Below are 15107 nucleotides of genomic sequence, written 5' to 3'. Positions count from 1 at the left end.
CGCCATTATCGTCCGGTGCCGCCGTCCCCGCAAATCGCGCTTTTGTGGTAGGCGCGGGTGGCCTCAGACCTGCGGCGCGGTGTCGCCCTCGGCATAGTGCTGCACCACGGTATGGAGCTGGTCGGCGAGGCCAGCCACCTCGGGCGTCCACGTGGCAGCGGCCTCGCACAGGTGTTCGACGTTTCGGCACACGCCCACGATATCGTGGGCCTGGACGATCTGGAACGCGCCCGCCGACCGGTGCGCCCAGTGCCGCAACCCGGCGGGGTCGTGCGCGGCGATGATCCGGGTGAGGTCGGGCAGATCGGTCTGCAGGTGTTCGCGCAGCAGCGACTGGTAGCGCGAGATGTCGGCGGGCGGCAGCACGGGCGGGGCCGGTGGCGCGGCCGGTGCCGAGGGGAGCGGCATCGCGAACGTCCGCAGCACCTGTTCCATCTCCCGCAGCGAGGCAGGTTTGCCGATATGGCCAGCGAAGCCCAGCGTATCCCAATCCACGGCCTGTCCGGTCTGGGTCACGGCGCTGAAGGCGAGCACGGGCAGGGCGGGCCGCGTGCGCCGCAGGGACTCGAGCAGCGCGTAGCCATCCATCACCGGCATGTGGATGTCTGTCAGCACGAGGTCGGGCTCGGCGGACATCTGCTCCAGCATCGCCAGCGCCTGACGCCCGTCGCCCACCACCACCGGATGCCAGCCCAGCGTCTGCAACTGTTCGGCGACCAGCGTCTGGTTCAGCGCGTTGTCCTCCACGACCAGGATCGTCCGGCCCGGGGCGGGGTTGTCATCGTTGGCGAGGGCTGCCGAGGCTTCGTCCTCTGCATTGTCGGCGTCGCCCTCATCCTCGCCGGAATCGCCCAGCGCCGCCTCGATGGCTGCAAAGATCGCGCTGTGGCTGTAAACCATCGCCTCAAGCACGCCCGGTGCACGGCGCGCGGGACGATCAGGACCGTTGCGCGTGAGCCACGCCACGCCGGCAGGGCGGATCTCGCGCAGGGCCGCGAGCTCCGGCAGGCCGTAGTCCCCGGTTGCGACCAGTACATGGGGCCGGTTCCCGCGCAGGTATGCCAGCGCGCCGCCCAGGGTGTACGCGACATGGGTTTGCCATCCGGCCGATTGCAGCCAGGCGTCGATGGCCTCGCCGGACTCGGCTTCCTGGCACAGGACCATGGCGCGGCCGCCCGGCGCGGGCGGGGGCTGGGCGGCCCAGCCGGCGGCCCGTTCGAGCGGAATCGCCACGGTGAACGCCGTGCCGACGCCCTCCACGCTCTCCACGGCGATGCGGCCGTCCATCAGTTCGCAAAGCCGGGCGCAGATGGACAGCCCGAGGCCCGTCCCGCCATGGCGGCTGGTCGCTCCGGCGTCCCCTTGCACGAATGGCTGGAACACCCGCGCGACCAGTTCGGGCGGCATGCCGACGCCGGAATCCAGCACGCGGCACACCAGCGTCGTCCTGCCCCGGGGATCGGTGCCGACCTCGGCGGCCAGCGTGATCTTGCCGCAGGACGTGAACTTGAACGCGTTGCTGAGCAGGTTGTTGGCGATCTGCGCCAGCCGGGTCCGATCGCCCACGAGCACGGTATCGAGCGACGGCATCAGGTTGGCATGGAAGCGGATCGGCCGGTCCGCCGCCAGCGGGGCGAAGGCCAGCGCCACGCTTTCCAGTTCGTCGATGGGCCGGAACGGCGCTGCGGCCAGCGTCATCTCGCCGGCGTCGATCTTGGAGAAATCGAGGATGTCGTTGACGATGCGCCGCAAGCCCTCCGACGCCGCGTTCAGCGCGCGCAGGCGCGGCGCGTGGGCTTCCAGGCCCTCGTCGCGCGCCAGCAGTTCGAGGTTGCCGAGCAGTGCATTCAGCGGCGTGCGGATCTCGTGGCTCATCGACGCGAAGAAGTTCGAGCGGGCCCGCATCATCGCCTCGGAGGTCTGCTGTGCCGCGCGCAGTTCGTGCTCGATCTGCTGTTGCGCCGTCACGTCCTGGATCGCACAGAACAGCACGTCCTCCTCCTGATACCGGGCGCGCGCGTGCGTGATCTGGAGGAACTGCTGTGCTTCGTCGTGCGGCTTGGGGGCGTCGTCCGGCTCCCGGGCGGGTACCACCACCTGCGCGACCGACACGATATCGCCCGGCGTGTCACGGCGTGCGCCATGCCGCAGCGCCTGCACCACGTGCGCGGGCAGCCGGCCGCCCTTGTTCAGGCTCAACAGCGAATCGGCGACCTGATTCGACGTCAGCACCACGTCGTCCTGGAGCCGGACGATGCACAGCCCGATCGGCGTGGCGCTGACCAGGATATGGTTGATCGTCTCGCTCTCCAGCGCACGGGCGGCTTCCGCGTGGCTGCGGCGCAGCAGGTGAACATCCCAATATCGCGCCGTCACGACAATGGCAGCGATCAGCAGCGCCCCGATCAGACCGATCAGCCCCAGCGCCTGCGCCACGGCGCTGAACAGGAGGCCGTACGAGAGCAGATAGACCAGCGCGCCGAAGCCGTGACCCAGCGGCTGGATCAGCACCATACCGGCGCGGGTGAAGGCAAAGGCGTCGGACGAGCGATCGCGCGCGTCAGTCAAGATGCGCCGAACCACCGCCGGCGGGGCGGGCGGGGACGGCGGTGACACGTCGATCTGCGCCTGCGCGTGGTTCACCAGCATCAAGGTGGCGGGGTCGCTGGGCCGCTGCAACTGGGCAAGGAAAGCGCCCACCGGGACGCTCGCGGCGACGAAGGCGACGGGTCGTTCCCCGTCGCTAACGGACATGAGGGCCGTCATCGCTGGCAACTGGAGCATGGGGTCGACGGTCGGGCCGATCCAGCGGGGCTCCCCTCGCGTGCCCGGCGCCGGGCCGGCGGGCAAAGCCCGCAGCGCCTCGGCGAAGCTGTCGCGCAACGTCGTCACAAGCCCCGGTTGCAGCGCAAGGGCCGTGGCCGAGGTACTGCCCGGCGACAGGACGATCGCGTAGGCCGCGTCGGCATCGACGATATAGGCCGGGTGATGGAGATCGAGCGCCTGTTGGGTGGTCAGCGCGGCATTGGCTACCTGCTGCAGTTGCCAGAGTCGATCAGGCAGCGCCGCACCCCAGGCGGCGCGCGTCTCGGGGGGAATCAGCAGGGTGTAGCGGCCGTCGGGCGGCGAGGCAATCCCGCTGGCGTGGACCTGCTGGAGCAGCGCCCGGGGCAGGTCGGCATCGGCGTGCGCCGGGTTGGGGGCCGGCCGGTACCGCTGCACATTCACCACGGTCAGGGCGGTGCGCCGCAGGAAGGTCGCCTCGCCCTGCAATTGCAGCGAGATTGCGCTGACATACTGGGCGACATGCCCGCGACGGTAGTCGATCTCCCGCGCCGCCGCCAGCACGGCAAGCAGCACCGCGGAGACGACGACAATGGCGATCAGCAGGCCGATGGTGGTGTAGTAGAGGTGCTGCTGCCGCCGGGCATTGCGCGCGAGCGAGGCGAAGGCCTGGGCGAGCGACTCTTGCGTGCGGTCGAGAATCTGCTGCATGAAGGATCAGATCAACCCGTGCTCGTAGGCATACCGGATGAGGTCCGTGTTGGTCTGGATGCTGAGCTTGCGCATGGCCACGGTCTTCTGGCTCGAGACCGTGCTGACCGAGCGGCCGAGCTTGCTGGCAATCTCGTTGAGCTGCAGCCCCTGCGCGTAGAGCCGCACGATCTCCAGTTCGCGCACGGTCAGTTCGGTGGATGGCGCGGCGGTGCTCGCGGCCTCCAGCACGGCGCGGATGGAGGGGGAAAAGAAATCGCCGCTGGTGGACGTGACCTGGATGCACGCGCGGATCACCTCGTGCGGATCGTCCTCCTTGCTCACGAAGGCGCGCGCGCCGAGTTTCATCGAGCGATGAATGACACCGGTATTGGTCTGGGCGCTGATCACGACGACCGGCGTCTTCGGATGCAGCCGCACCAGCCGGCGCAGCAGGTTGAAGCCGTCCAGCGAGCGGTCGCCGTGGCCCATGCTGAAATCGGTCACGGCGACGTCCGCCGGGGTGTGGCTCAGGGCGCTGGTCAGCTCGCTGCCATTCGTGCATTCGCACGCAATGACAAAGCCAGGCGTGCGCTGGAAGCAGTCTCGCAGGGCTGCCACCACGAGTGGGTGATCATCGGCCAGTGCAACTCGAATGATTCTTCCGGACATGCCTCGATTTCCTCTCGCTGACTGGCAGCGCATTCGGTATAAAACAGTGAAATGACAGCGCGTTGCGTGAAGTGTAGTGCTTTCGCAATGCTTAGGAAAATGCCTGCTGGATATCGATGATGTCTATCTTGAATTTCCGATGAATTAGGACCAGTCCGATATCGATGACGTATCTGCGAAGTCCATGACAATTGCAACAGTGTTGTTGCAATGCCGCGGCGTGGAACGCGATGATCGACCCTTTGCAGATTGTTGACGCCGGCGATTTCAGATTCGGAAAGATAAGATATTTTCGCAATAAATTCGATACGAAGAGAATCGTAATTTGGCGAAAAATTGATTGCATCATCGATTTCTACTCGACGCTGTTCGCAGTCTGGCGTGGGGCTGGAAAGGGGCTGGGATGGTGCTGGCGAAGGGGGCGGTGCCGGGCGGCGCCCGCCAGGGCCCGCCGGGAATACATCTACCGCCATTGGGGTCATTGGCCCGCCATCACGTGCCGGGCAGATTGGTGGCATGCTGTGGCGGCGCTCGCGCAATCCTGGCGCGACGCTCTTCCACGGTGAGGTGTGCCATGGCAAACCGCCCATTCTCCGAGTTTCCCGCCCATGAACGGCAAGACGTCGAGGCCGTGTTCCGGCAAGTCGGTCTTGCGTCACAAGAGTTCGAGATCTCAGACGTCAATGGCACGTCGGCCCGGCAGGTCACCGTGCGAAGGCAGCGCACCGGGGCCGAAAGCGTCTACGACGCCAGCCCCGGCAACGTATGGGTCGAGGAGTTCGAGAGCGATCTCGAGTGCGGCCTGTTCGGCCAGGTCTCGGTCTGACGGCGCTGGCGGTGCATGATCAGGCACCCAGGAGTGCCAGCCTGCCAGCGTCCTGACCGACGCTAGGACGTGTGCCGCCCGCGTTCCGGCGCGCGGCCGACAATGGCGGCGCCCGCGATCAACTCCTTCAGCAGCGCCAGCGACGACGCGCCGGGCATCCGGCACGGGTCCAGCTCGCCCTGGGCGGAGTAGCGCAGCAGCGTGGCGGCGTTGATCTTGCTCGCGTTGACGCGGCCCATCGACCAGCCCGCGAAGGCCCGCTCGGCGATTTCCTCGTAGTGCAGCAGCACCACGTCGTGGTGGCGCTTGTCCCGGCCAATGCTGAGGTACAGGCGCGAAACCGCCTCGCGGTCGCCTTCGAGCGCCTGCAGGAACACCCCGTTGCCGTGGCAGAGCACCCCGGTAATGCCATGGAGCAGGTTCTGCGCGAGGCTGGTTTCGAGAATATCGTCCAGCATGGCCGGTTCCATCGGCGCGCTGGCGCGGCTGGCGTAGATCAGGCGGACTAGCATCGGCAAATCCTCAGCGGCGATTCAGGTTGAGCAGCGTCAGGAACTCACGGCGCAGCTTGTCGTCCTTGAGGAACGAGCCGCGCATGACGCTGTTGGTCATCTTGGCGTCGGTGTCGCGCACGCCGCGCCAGTGCATGCAGAAATGCTCGGCCTCCATGACGATGGCCAGGCCATCGGGGTTCATCTTCTCCTGGAGCAGATCGGCGATCTGCGCCACCGCTTCCTCCTGGATCTGCGGACGGCACATGATCCATTCGGCCATGCGCGCGTACTTGGACAGGCCGATCAGGTTGGAATGGCGGTTCGGCATCACGCCGACCCAGAGACTGCCGATGATCGGGCACAGGTGGTGCGAGCACGCGCTGCGCACGCGGATCGGGCCCACGATCATCAGTTCGTTGAGCTGCTCGACGTTCGGAAACTCGGTGACCTCCGGCGCCTTGGCGTAGCGGCCCGCGAAAATCTCCTTCAGGTACATCTTGGCCACGCGGCGCGCGGTCTCGCGCGTGTTGTGATCCTGGTCCACGTCGATGACGAGCGTGCGCAGCACCTCTTCCATGCGCGCCTCGACTTCGGCCTGCAACGCGTCCAGCTCGCCGTGCTCGATAAAGCGGGCGATGTTGTCGTTGGCGTGGAAACGCTCGCCGGCGGCTTGCAGGCGGCCCCGGATGCGTTCCGAGACTGGTGTGGAGGCGGGCGCGGGGAGGGAATCCCCGGAATGATCCTTGTGTGGCATGAGCGGGTGCTGGGGCAGTGGTGCGCGGTGCTTCACTATATGGCAGATGGCAGGGCGCCACAACCGGCCCCATCCGCGTGGGCAAACCGGCTAGCGCAGCACGGCCAGTGCCGGCAGCAGCGCCAGCGGCATGACAAGGGCGCCAGTCTTCAGGAATGTGCCGGCGCCCACGGCATGGCCCTCACGCCGTAGGGCGGTCAGCCACAGCAGCGTGGCCAGCGAGCCGGTAACGGAGAGGTTCGGGCCCAGATCCACGCCGATCAGCACCGCTGCCGTCACGGTGTCCGAGGCGTGGCCGGCCGCCAGCGCCGAGGCCGACAGCAGCCCCGCCGGCAGGTTGTTCACGATATTGCTGATTACGCCCACCATCACGCCGGCCAGCCCGGCACCGAGCAGGCCGGCCGGGCCACCCTGCGCGGACATCGTGGAAAGATCGCGCACCCAGTGCGCCAGCGTATCGACCAGCCCGGTGCGTTCCAGGCCCGCCACCAGCACGAACAGCCCCGCCACCAGCGGCAGCACGCCCCAGGAAACCTCTTTCAGCGCCGGCACCAGCAGGCGGGGCCGCGTGGCGCAGACGGCGGCCAGCGTGGCCAGCCCGCCGAGGCAACTCGGCCAACCCAGGTCCTGGCCGCGCAGCGAGGCCACCAGCAGCGCCAGCCCGGTACCGACGATGCCGAGCGTGGTCAGCCATGCCTGCGGCGTCAGCGGCGGCACGGGTACGTCTGAATCGATGCGTTCCGCCAGCGCATGGCGCTGCGTCCAGTACAGGACGACGAAGGTCATGACGATGGCGACCACGGACGGCAGTGTGAAGCGTGCGAGCCAGCCCGCCAGCGGCGGCATCCGCTCGCCGAACAGCACGAGATTGGCCGGATTCGAGATCGGCAGCACGAAGCTCGCCGCGTTGGCGATGAATGCGCAGGCGTAGAGGTAGGGCAGCGGATGCTTGACCCGCGCGGCGCGCGTGGCCGCCAGCACCGCCGGCGTCAGCACCACGGCGGTGGCGTCGTTCGACATGAACACCGTGACCGCCGTGCCGAAGCCGTAGACCAGCAGGAACAGCCGGCGCGCCGAGCCCCTCGCGCCGCGCACGGCCAGCGCGGCCACATGGTCGAACAGGCCGGTCTTGCGGGCCAGTTCCGAGATCAGCATCATCCCGGCCAGGAACAGGTAGACGTCGTTGCCGCGCGCCACGGCGGCCAGCGCCTCGCGCCAGGGCAGCAGGCCCGCCACGCAGAGCAGCAGCGCGCCGGCCATGGCCCAGAAGGCTTCGGGCAGACGGAACGGACGCAGCAGCACGCCGGCGGTGGCCGCCGCGGCCACCGTCCAGATCATCGAGGCATGTTCACCGGGCATGGGAGGGAGCGTGTCGTCGGTTCAGAGCGGCGCGGCGGGGCTGGCCAGGGCAGCGGGCGGCAAACTGGTCGCGGCGGGCGTGGGGCCGGCCGGGCCCGGCGTCACCGGCACGCCGGCATCGGCAGGCAGGTCCGCCACCGCTGGCGGGGGCGGGAAGCCCAGCGCCGCGATGCCGTGCGCGCCGTCCGCGTTCTCGGCATAGGCCCAGTCGCCGTTGAACTTGGCGAGGTCCGCAGGCGGGGGGAAGGGGGCTTCCGGCACGCCGGCCAGCCGGCCTTCCATATAGGCGGCCCAGATCGGCAGCGCCGTGGTGGCGCCGAACTCGTGCCGGCCCAGGCTGTGGTTGTCGTCGAAGCCCATCCACGTCACCGTGACCACGTCGGCCGCATAGCCGGCGAACCAGCCGTCCACGGCATCGTTGGTCGTACCGGTCTTGCCGGCGATGTCGCCGCGCCGCAGGTAGCGCCGCACGCCGTTGCCGGTGCCGGCATCGACCACGCTCTGCAACAGGCTGTCCATCACGAAAGCGTTGCGCGCGGAAATCACTTGCGGCGGTTCCGCACCTGCATCGCCCGTGCCGGCGGTAAACAGCACGTTGCCTTCGCCATCGGTGATCTTGTCGATCAGGTACGGCTCCACGCGATGGCCGTGGTTGGCAAACACGCCATAGGCGGCCGCCAGCCGCAGCGGGGAGGTGCTGCCGGTACCCAGCGCCAGCGGCAGGTAGGGCGGCAGCCGCTTGGTGGCGAAACCGAACTTGCCGGCATGCTCGATGGCGTACGGCACGCCCACGGCCTGCAAGGTGCGGATGGCCGGCAGGTTGCGCGACTCGGCCAGCGCCTGGCGCACCGTGATCGGGCCCACGAAGCGGTTGTCGTCGTTCGACGGCTGCCAGCGCGGATTGTCCAGCGGCGCGTCGTTGATCAGCGTGGCCGGCGAGATGCCGCGCTCCAGCGCCGCGGAATAGATAAAGGGCTTGAAGGTCGAGCCGGGCTGGCGCTGGGCCTGCGTGGCGTGGTTGAAGCGATTGGTGGCGAAGTCCGCGCCGCCGATCATGGCCTCGATGGCGCCGGTGCGGCTGTCCAGCGAGACCAGCGCGGCCTGGGGCAGGGCGGCGTTAGGGGCATCGGCAGGCTTGGCGCCGTGGCGCTTGCCATAGCGCTCCAGGCCGGCCTGCACGGCGTCGTAGGCCAGCGTCTGGCGCATCGACGACACCGTGGTGTAGACATTCAGCCCGCGTGTATAGGCGTCGTCGCCAAAGCGGTCGTGCGCCAGTTGCCGGGCGAGTTCGGCCACGTACTCGGCATGGCCCGCGAAGCGGCCATTGCCGGCGTTGCTGACCACCAGCCGGGCCGCGCGCGCCTCGCGGTATTCATCCTGGTTGATCATGCCGAGCGCCAGCATGCGCCCCAGCACGTACTCCTGCCGCCGCTTGGCGCGCGGGAAGTTGACCACCGGATTCATCGTGGAGGGCGCCTTGGGCAGCCCGGCCAGCATCGCGGACTCCGCCAGCGACAACGCCGCGAGCGGCTTGCCGAAGTAGGTCTGCGCGGCACTGCCAAAGCCGTAGGCGTGCTCGCCCAGGTAGACCTGGTTCATGTACAGCTCGAGGATGCGCGCCTTGGGCAGCGTGCGGTCGATCTGCCAGGCCAGCAGGATCTCGTACCACTTGCGGGACAGCGTTTTCTCGCGCGAGAGGTAGAAATTGCGCGCCACCTGCATGGTGATGGTGGAGGCGCCCTGCGCGTAGCCTTCGCCCAGATTGGCCAGCGCGGCGCGGAACAGGCCCGGCACGTCCACGCCCACATGATGGAAGAACTGGTCGTCCTCGGCGGCGAGCAGTGCATTGGACATGCGCTGCGGCACGTGCTCGATCGGGATGAACTCGCGGTGCTCGGTGCCGAACTCGCCGATCAGCACGTCGTCGCTGGTGTAGACACGCAGCGGCACGTCGGGGCGGTAGTCGCGCAAGGCATCGACATTGGGGAGCTGCCGCAGGCTGATGACCGCGGCAAAACCGGCGAGCAACACGCCGCTCGCTGCCAGCGCCGCGGTGACGGCGGCAGCCTTGACTGCAAATCTTTTCATGGCGCGCATTCTACCGTGCTGCAGGTAGCGGCAACGCCACTCCGGTATCTGAATGATCGGTGGGTGGCACCTTATCCACACGGACGGTCGGTCGTTCGTGTGGATGATGAGGCACTTGTTGCGCGAATTCGCAGAGGGCCTGCCACGTCTCGGGCCGTTCGACGATGGTGAAGTGGTCCACGCCGGGAATGGTCTGGAGCGAAACCGGCCCCGGCCAGGCCGCCATCAGCCGTTCCGAGCACTCGTGCGGGACCACGTCGTCCGTCTCGGCCAGCAGCACCTTGGTGCTCTGCACGACCTTCTTGCAGTGCGAAATCGAGTCGAAATGGTGACGCATGAGCTGGCGCAGCGGCACCAGCGGAAAGCGCTTGCGGACGATTTCCAGCAGCGAGTCGTAGGGGGTGATCAGCTGCAGGCTTTCGAAATCCTGCAGATCGGCGAGCTGGATGGCCACCCCGGTCCCGAGCGAGCGGCCCACCACGTGCACGCGCACGCCGGGAAAGGCGCGGCGGATATGGAGCAGGAACTGGCTGGCATCGGCCACGGCGGCGGCCTCTGAAGGCATGCCGTCAGAATGGCCCAGGCCGCGATAGTCGAATGTGGCGAAGCCCATGCCCGGCGCCAGCCACTTCACGTATTGCAGGGTTTCCAGCACGTCCTCGCCACGGCCCGGCAGGTAGAACAGCAGGTCCCGCACGCCTTCGTGGTCCGCGTGGTAGACGTAGCCCCGGAACAGGCCGCCCGGCACGGTGTGCGAATAGGCGACGATGCCTTCGGGCAGGTCGCGCGGCGGGCGCCGGCGGGCATCGAACAGCAGCTTTTCCTGGTTCACGGCCAGGTAGGTCCAGTAGCAGACAAAGCCGCCGGCGGTCAGCAGCGTGGCGGCGACCGAGCGGCGGAGCAGCGTGGTGAGGCGGGGGGCGTCAAGGTCAGACATGGGGCGATGGGGCAGGCGCGGCGGCAGGTGGCGACGAAGCTACCTGATTTTGAGGGATGAGGGCGTTCGACCGCCAGAGGCGCCGCCGAGTTCTTGTACGATACGCCTCACAAACATGGAAGGAACCTTGGCATGAACGACGAACAGAAGCGCGCGGAAGAAAACGAGGCGATGGAACGCGTGGTCAACGCCACGCGCCAGGTACAGGTGGCGTTTGCCGCGCTGCAGAGCCAGTATCCGCCGCAGGGCAGCGGCAAGCCGTCGAAGATGGCGCTCCAGACCTTCGACGCCGCGCTCCAGGCGCTCGAAGACGCACAGGCCGGCTTCGACGATCTGCTGACCGAACTGCTCGACGGCAACCGCTGACTCCCTGTCACGCGTCATCTACGGTTGCAGCGTGAACCGCTGCTGCCGCACCGAGGCCGAATCCAGGCCGACCTGCACGTTGAAATCGCCCGGCTCGGCCACGTACTCCAGCTTGCCGTTGTAGAAGCGCAGCTTGTCCTCGCCGATCGGGAAGCTCACCACGCGGGACTCGCCCGGCTTGAGCATCACCTTGCGGAAGTCCTTCAGCTCCTTCACCGGCCGCACCACCGAGGCGGTCACGTCCTGAATGTAGAGCTGCACCACGGTCTCGCCTTCGCGCGTGCCGGTGTTCTTCACCGTCACGCTGGCGGTGATCTGGCCGTTGCGCGGCAGCGCCTGGCCCGAGAGCGCCACGTCGGAGAGACTGAACGTGGTGTAGCTCAGGCCATAGCCGAACGGATACAGCGGGCCGGATTCCTCCTCGAAGTACTGGGAGGTGTAGTTCGGCGGCTTGCCCGGCGTGAACGGCCGTCCAATGCGCAGGTGGTTGTAGTACGTGGGAATCTGGCCGAGCGAGCGCGGGAACGAGATCGGCAGCTTGCCGGACGGGTTTTCGTCGCCAAACAGCACATCGGCGATGGCGTGGCCGCCCTCGGTGCCCGGATACCAGGCTTCCAGCAGCGCGTCGGCGTTGTCGCGCTCCCAGTTGATGGTCAGCGGGCGGCCGTTCATCAGCACCACCACCAGCGGCTTGCCGGTGGTGCGCAGCGCCCGCAGCAGCGTCTGCTGGCTGCCCGGCAGGGACAGCGTGGTGCGGCTGGAAGCCTCGTGCGACATCCCGCGCGACTCGCCCACGGCCACCACGATGGTATCGGCCTGCCGCGCCATCTCCACGGCCTCGGCAATCATCTCGCCCGGGGAGCGCTTGTCCTGCACCACCTCGGGGTTATCCCAGTTCAGGAAGTTCAGGTAGCCGACCACGCGTTCGTCGTCGGTCATGTTGGCGCCGCGCGCGTACCTCACCTGGCCGCTTCCGGCCAGCGCGTCGCGCATGCCCTGCAGCAGCGTCACGGACTGGGTGGCCTTGCCTGCCGCCGACCAGCTACCCATGATGTCGATGGGCGCGTCAGCCAGCGGGCCGATCACGGCCACCGTGCCGCCCTTCTTCAGCGGCAGCGTCTGGTTGCGGTTTTCCAGCAGCACGAGCGACTTGCGCGCCGCGGTGCGGGCCTCCGCGCGGTGCAGGCGGCTCTCGGCGTTCACGTCGGCCGGGTCCTGTGCCGCCGTGCCGATGCGGCGATACGGGTCCTGGAACAGGCCCATGTCGTACTTGGCGCCCAGCACCTCGCGCACGGCCTCGTCGATCAGCCGCACCGGCACCTCGCCTGTCTTCACGAGGTCGGGCAACTGCTCCAGGTAGCGCGAATCCGCCATGCTCATGTCCACGCCGGCCTCGATGGCGAGGCGGGCGGCCTGGCGGCCGTTGTCGGCCACGCCGTGGCGCAGCAACTCGTCGATGGCGCCGTGGTCGCTCACGGTCACGCCCTTGAAGCCCCATTCCTTGCGGAGCAGGTCGCGCAGCAGCCATTTGTTCGACGTGGCCGGCACGCCGTTCACCGAGTTCAGCGCGATCATCACCCCGCCGGCACCCGCGTCCAGCCCGGCGCGATAAGGCGGCAGGTAGTCCTGGTACATACGCTGCGGGCTCATGTCCACGGTGTTGTAGTCGCGCCCGCCCTCCACGGCGCCGTACAGCGCGAAGTGCTTGACGAAGGCCATCACGCTGTCCGGGTTGGCCGGCGTGGCGCCCTGGAAGCCGCGCACGCTGGCGCGCGCGCACTGGGAGACCAGATAGGGGTCTTCGCCAAAGCCCTCGGAGGTGCGCCCCCAGCGCGGATCGCGCGAGATATCGACCATCGGCGCGAAGGTGGCATCCAGGCCGTCGGCGCTGGCTTCCTTGCCCGAGATGCGCGCGGCCTGCTCGACCACGGCCATGTCCCAGCTCGACGCCAGGCCGAGGCTGATCGGGAACACCGTGCGATGGCCGTGCACCACGTCATAGGCGAAGAAAATGGGAATCTTCAGGCGGCTCTGCTGCGCGGCGGCGTCCTGGAGCGGGCGGTTGTCGGCGCGGGTCACCGAGTTGAAGGTGCCCCCCACGCGGCCGGCGGCGATTTCCTTGATCAACTGCGGCTGCGGCATGTCCTGGCCGATGCTGATGAGCCGCAGCTGGCCGATCTTCTCCTCCAGGGTCATCTTGCCGATCAGGTCGGCGATGAACGCGTTCTTGTCGCCGGCGGCGACCGGTGCGGCGCCGGCCAGCGCCGGCGTACAAACCAGGCTGGCCGCAAGGGCCAGCGTCGAAAGCAATCGCATGTGGTGAGTCTTCCCCAATGAGCCAGGCCCGCAATCATGCCCCGAAGTGCCCTGAAAGTGTGCACAAGGGTGCAGGAAGCGGCGCCGGCCGGCTGTCGTCCAACGTCTGATCGGCACGTCGGGCGAAATCGGTTATTTTTGTGGACTGCGCCGGCAGTTTACCCAAATAGGACGGCAACTTTGCCTCCCGGGCGCTGTCAGCCTGTTTTCGATTCGATTTTTCTGGAGGGATTCGTGGTTCTTGCCGTCTTTGCCGCGTCATTACGTAACAAGATGCAACTTGCCTTGCCGGCCATCGCGCTCGCGGGCGCGTTCGTGGCCAGCACGCCAGCCGCCGCCTTCTCGCTCGACGACGTGACCACCCGCGCCAGATCGATGGCGGACCAGCCCTATGTGGCCCCGGTCAGCAACCTGCCGCCGGCCTTCTCGAAGATGCAGTTTGCCGACTACATCAAGATCCAGCCGAAGATGGATGCGGTGGAGTGGAAGGACCAGCCCACGCCGTACCGGCTGGGCTTCTACCATCAGGGCATGCACTTCAGCACGCCGGTCAAGATCAACGAGATCGTCGGCAGGAACGTGCAGGAGATCCGCTACTCGCCCACCCGTTTCGATTTCGGCGACCTCAAGCTCGACAAGGCCGCGACCAACAACCTCGGCTACGCAGGCTTCCGCGTGCTCTACCCGCTGAACCGGCCAGACAAGCTCGATGAAGTGATGAGCATCCTGGGCGCGAGCTACTTCCGCGTGATCGGCAAGGGCCAGGTCTACGGGCTCTCCGCGCGCGGGCTGGCGATCGATACCGGCCTGCCCGTGGCCGAGGAGTTCCCGGCCTTCCGCGAATTCTGGATCGAGCGGCCTACGGCGCCGGGCAAGCCGCTGGTGTTCTTCGCGCTGATGGATTCCCAGCGCGCCACGGGCGCCTACCGCTTCGAGCTGATGCCGGGCACGGACGCAACGCTGAAGGTCCAGGCGCGCGTGTTCATGCGCGGCGCGGTGACCAAGCTCGGCATTGCGCCGCTGACCAGCATGTTCCTGTTCGGCCCGAACCAGCAGCGCGACGCCAACAACTTCCGCCCGGCGCTGCATGACTCGAACGGGCTCTCCATCCACACCGGCGACGGCGAATGGCTGTGGCGCCCGCTGAACAACCCCAAGCATCTGGCGATCAGCACCTTCCAGGTGAACAACCCGCGTGGGTTCGGCCTGATGCAGCGCGGCCGCGAGTTCTCGGCCTACGAGGACCTCAAGGACCGCTACGACCTGCGCCCGAGCGCGTGGATCGAGCCGCAGGGCGACTGGGGCCGCGGCAAGGTCGAGCTGGTGGAGATTCCCACGCCGGACGAGACCAACGACAACATCGTCGCGTTCTGGACGCCTGACCAGCTGCCGCCGAAGGGCCAGCCGATCAGGGCCGACTACACCATGCACTGGACCATGGACGAGCGCGCGATGGTCGACAAGGACCTCGCCTGGGTCAAGCAGACGCTGCGCAGCGCGGGCGAGATCATGCAGGCCAACCTGATCCGCCATCTGGATGGCAGTCTGGGCTTCGTGGTCGACTTCGAGGGCGGCGCACTGGCCAAGCTGCCGCCGAACGCGCCGGTGCGCGCGTCGTTCAGCGTCAGCGACAACGCCGAGGTCATCGAGAACATCCTGCAGCCGAACCCGGTGACCAAGGGCTACCGGGTGACGCTGCGGATCAAGGTCAAGGACCCGAAGAAGGTGGTGGAGATGCGCGAGGCGCTGGTTTCCGGCGACAAGGTGCTCAGCGAGACGTGGAGCTACCAACTGCCGCCGGATTCGATGCCGGCCAACTGA

The 15107-nt window shown here is 67.7% G+C and carries 11 protein-coding genes; 3 read left to right on the top strand and 8 right to left on the bottom strand.

Features of this window, described 5'->3' with window-relative positions:
* Positions 1-63 precede the first annotated feature (63 nt).
* Complete coding sequence (locus AC1EJR_RS05645) at positions 64-3495, bottom strand: ATP-binding protein (RefSeq protein WP_477113088.1); 3432 nt, start codon at positions 3493-3495, stop codon at positions 64-66.
* A 6-nt stretch (positions 3496-3501) separates the two neighbouring features.
* Positions 3502-4146 carry a response regulator gene (locus AC1EJR_RS05640; protein WP_092294566.1) on the bottom strand — a complete coding sequence of 215 codons (645 nt, stop codon included), beginning with the start codon at positions 4144-4146 and terminating at the stop codon, positions 3502-3504.
* A 574-nt stretch (positions 4147-4720) separates the two neighbouring features.
* On the opposite strand from AC1EJR_RS05640, the gene AC1EJR_RS05635 reads away from it, so the two are divergent.
* On the top strand, positions 4721-4972 hold the full coding sequence (locus tag AC1EJR_RS05635; RefSeq protein WP_092294568.1) for a hypothetical protein: 252 nt from the start codon (positions 4721-4723) through the stop codon (positions 4970-4972).
* A gap of 62 nt (positions 4973-5034) precedes the next feature.
* Here AC1EJR_RS05635 and AC1EJR_RS05630 read toward each other — a convergent pair whose 3' ends face one another.
* The 5 genes from AC1EJR_RS05630 to AC1EJR_RS05610 form a co-directional block, all read right to left on the bottom strand.
* Positions 5035-5484 carry a BLUF domain-containing protein gene (locus tag AC1EJR_RS05630; RefSeq protein ID WP_477110141.1) on the bottom strand — a complete coding sequence of 150 codons (450 nt, stop codon included), beginning with the start codon at positions 5482-5484 and terminating at the stop codon, positions 5035-5037.
* A 10-nt stretch (positions 5485-5494) separates the two neighbouring features.
* Entirely contained in the window at positions 5495-6220 is a 726-nt protein-coding gene (folE, locus tag AC1EJR_RS05625; protein ID WP_092294572.1) for a GTP cyclohydrolase I, read from the bottom strand.
* 90 nt (positions 6221-6310) lie between these two features.
* Entirely contained in the window at positions 6311-7579 is a 1269-nt protein-coding gene (locus AC1EJR_RS05620; RefSeq protein ID WP_092294574.1) for an arsenic transporter, read from the bottom strand.
* Between the two features lie 21 nt (positions 7580-7600).
* Complete coding sequence (locus AC1EJR_RS05615) at positions 7601-9667, bottom strand: penicillin-binding protein 1A (RefSeq protein ID WP_441592826.1); 2067 nt, start codon at positions 9665-9667, stop codon at positions 7601-7603.
* Positions 9668-9677: 10 nt separating this feature from the next.
* Positions 9678-10604 (bottom strand): alpha/beta hydrolase, encoded by a 927-nt coding sequence (locus AC1EJR_RS05610; RefSeq protein ID WP_454757979.1) that lies wholly within the window; start codon positions 10602-10604, stop codon positions 9678-9680.
* A gap of 132 nt (positions 10605-10736) precedes the next feature.
* Between AC1EJR_RS05610 and AC1EJR_RS05605 the strand changes: the two genes are divergently transcribed.
* The gene (locus AC1EJR_RS05605) at positions 10737-10970 is read left to right on the top strand and encodes a hypothetical protein (protein ID WP_477113086.1); all 234 of its coding nucleotides are present in this window, start codon (positions 10737-10739) and stop codon (positions 10968-10970) included.
* 18 nt (positions 10971-10988) lie between these two features.
* Here AC1EJR_RS05605 and bglX read toward each other — a convergent pair whose 3' ends face one another.
* A complete protein-coding gene (bglX, locus tag AC1EJR_RS05600; RefSeq protein ID WP_092294581.1) occupies positions 10989-13286 on the bottom strand; it encodes a beta-glucosidase BglX in 2298 nt (765 codons plus the stop codon).
* 273 nt (positions 13287-13559) lie between these two features.
* On the opposite strand from bglX, the gene AC1EJR_RS05595 reads away from it, so the two are divergent.
* Positions 13560-15107, top strand: coding sequence for a glucan biosynthesis protein G (locus tag AC1EJR_RS05595; RefSeq protein WP_177219914.1), 1548 nt, complete (start codon positions 13560-13562; stop codon positions 15105-15107).

This window comes from Cupriavidus sp. 05T42, assembly GCF_056396345.1.
Note: the sequence above shows the minus strand (reverse complement) of the source record. Positions and strands in the feature narration are given on the sequence as shown.

Excerpts from the sequence above, each read along its gene's own strand:
- AC1EJR_RS05620 (WP_092294574.1), bottom strand. The coding sequence starts at position 7,579 with ATGCCCGGTGAACATGCCTCGATGATCTGGACGGTGGCCGCGGCGGCC.
- AC1EJR_RS05630 (WP_477110141.1), bottom strand. The coding sequence starts at position 5,484 with ATGCTAGTCCGCCTGATCTACGCCAGCCGCGCCAGCGCGCCGATGGAA.
- AC1EJR_RS05615 (WP_441592826.1), bottom strand. The coding sequence starts at position 9,667 with ATGAAAAGATTTGCAGTCAAGGCTGCCGCCGTCACCGCGGCGCTGGCA.
- AC1EJR_RS05595 (WP_177219914.1), top strand. The coding sequence starts at position 13,560 with ATGCAACTTGCCTTGCCGGCCATCGCGCTCGCGGGCGCGTTCGTGGCC.
- AC1EJR_RS05605 (WP_477113086.1), top strand. The coding sequence starts at position 10,737 with ATGAACGACGAACAGAAGCGCGCGGAAGAAAACGAGGCGATGGAACGC.
- bglX (WP_092294581.1), bottom strand. The coding sequence starts at position 13,286 with ATGCGATTGCTTTCGACGCTGGCCCTTGCGGCCAGCCTGGTTTGTACG.
- AC1EJR_RS05640 (WP_092294566.1), bottom strand. The coding sequence starts at position 4,146 with ATGTCCGGAAGAATCATTCGAGTTGCACTGGCCGATGATCACCCACTC.
- AC1EJR_RS05610 (WP_454757979.1), bottom strand. The coding sequence starts at position 10,604 with ATGTCTGACCTTGACGCCCCCCGCCTCACCACGCTGCTCCGCCGCTCG.
- folE (WP_092294572.1), bottom strand. The coding sequence starts at position 6,220 with ATGCCACACAAGGATCATTCCGGGGATTCCCTCCCCGCGCCCGCCTCC.
- AC1EJR_RS05645 (WP_477113088.1), bottom strand. The coding sequence starts at position 3,495 with ATGCAGCAGATTCTCGACCGCACGCAAGAGTCGCTCGCCCAGGCCTTC.
- AC1EJR_RS05635 (WP_092294568.1), top strand. The coding sequence starts at position 4,721 with ATGGCAAACCGCCCATTCTCCGAGTTTCCCGCCCATGAACGGCAAGAC.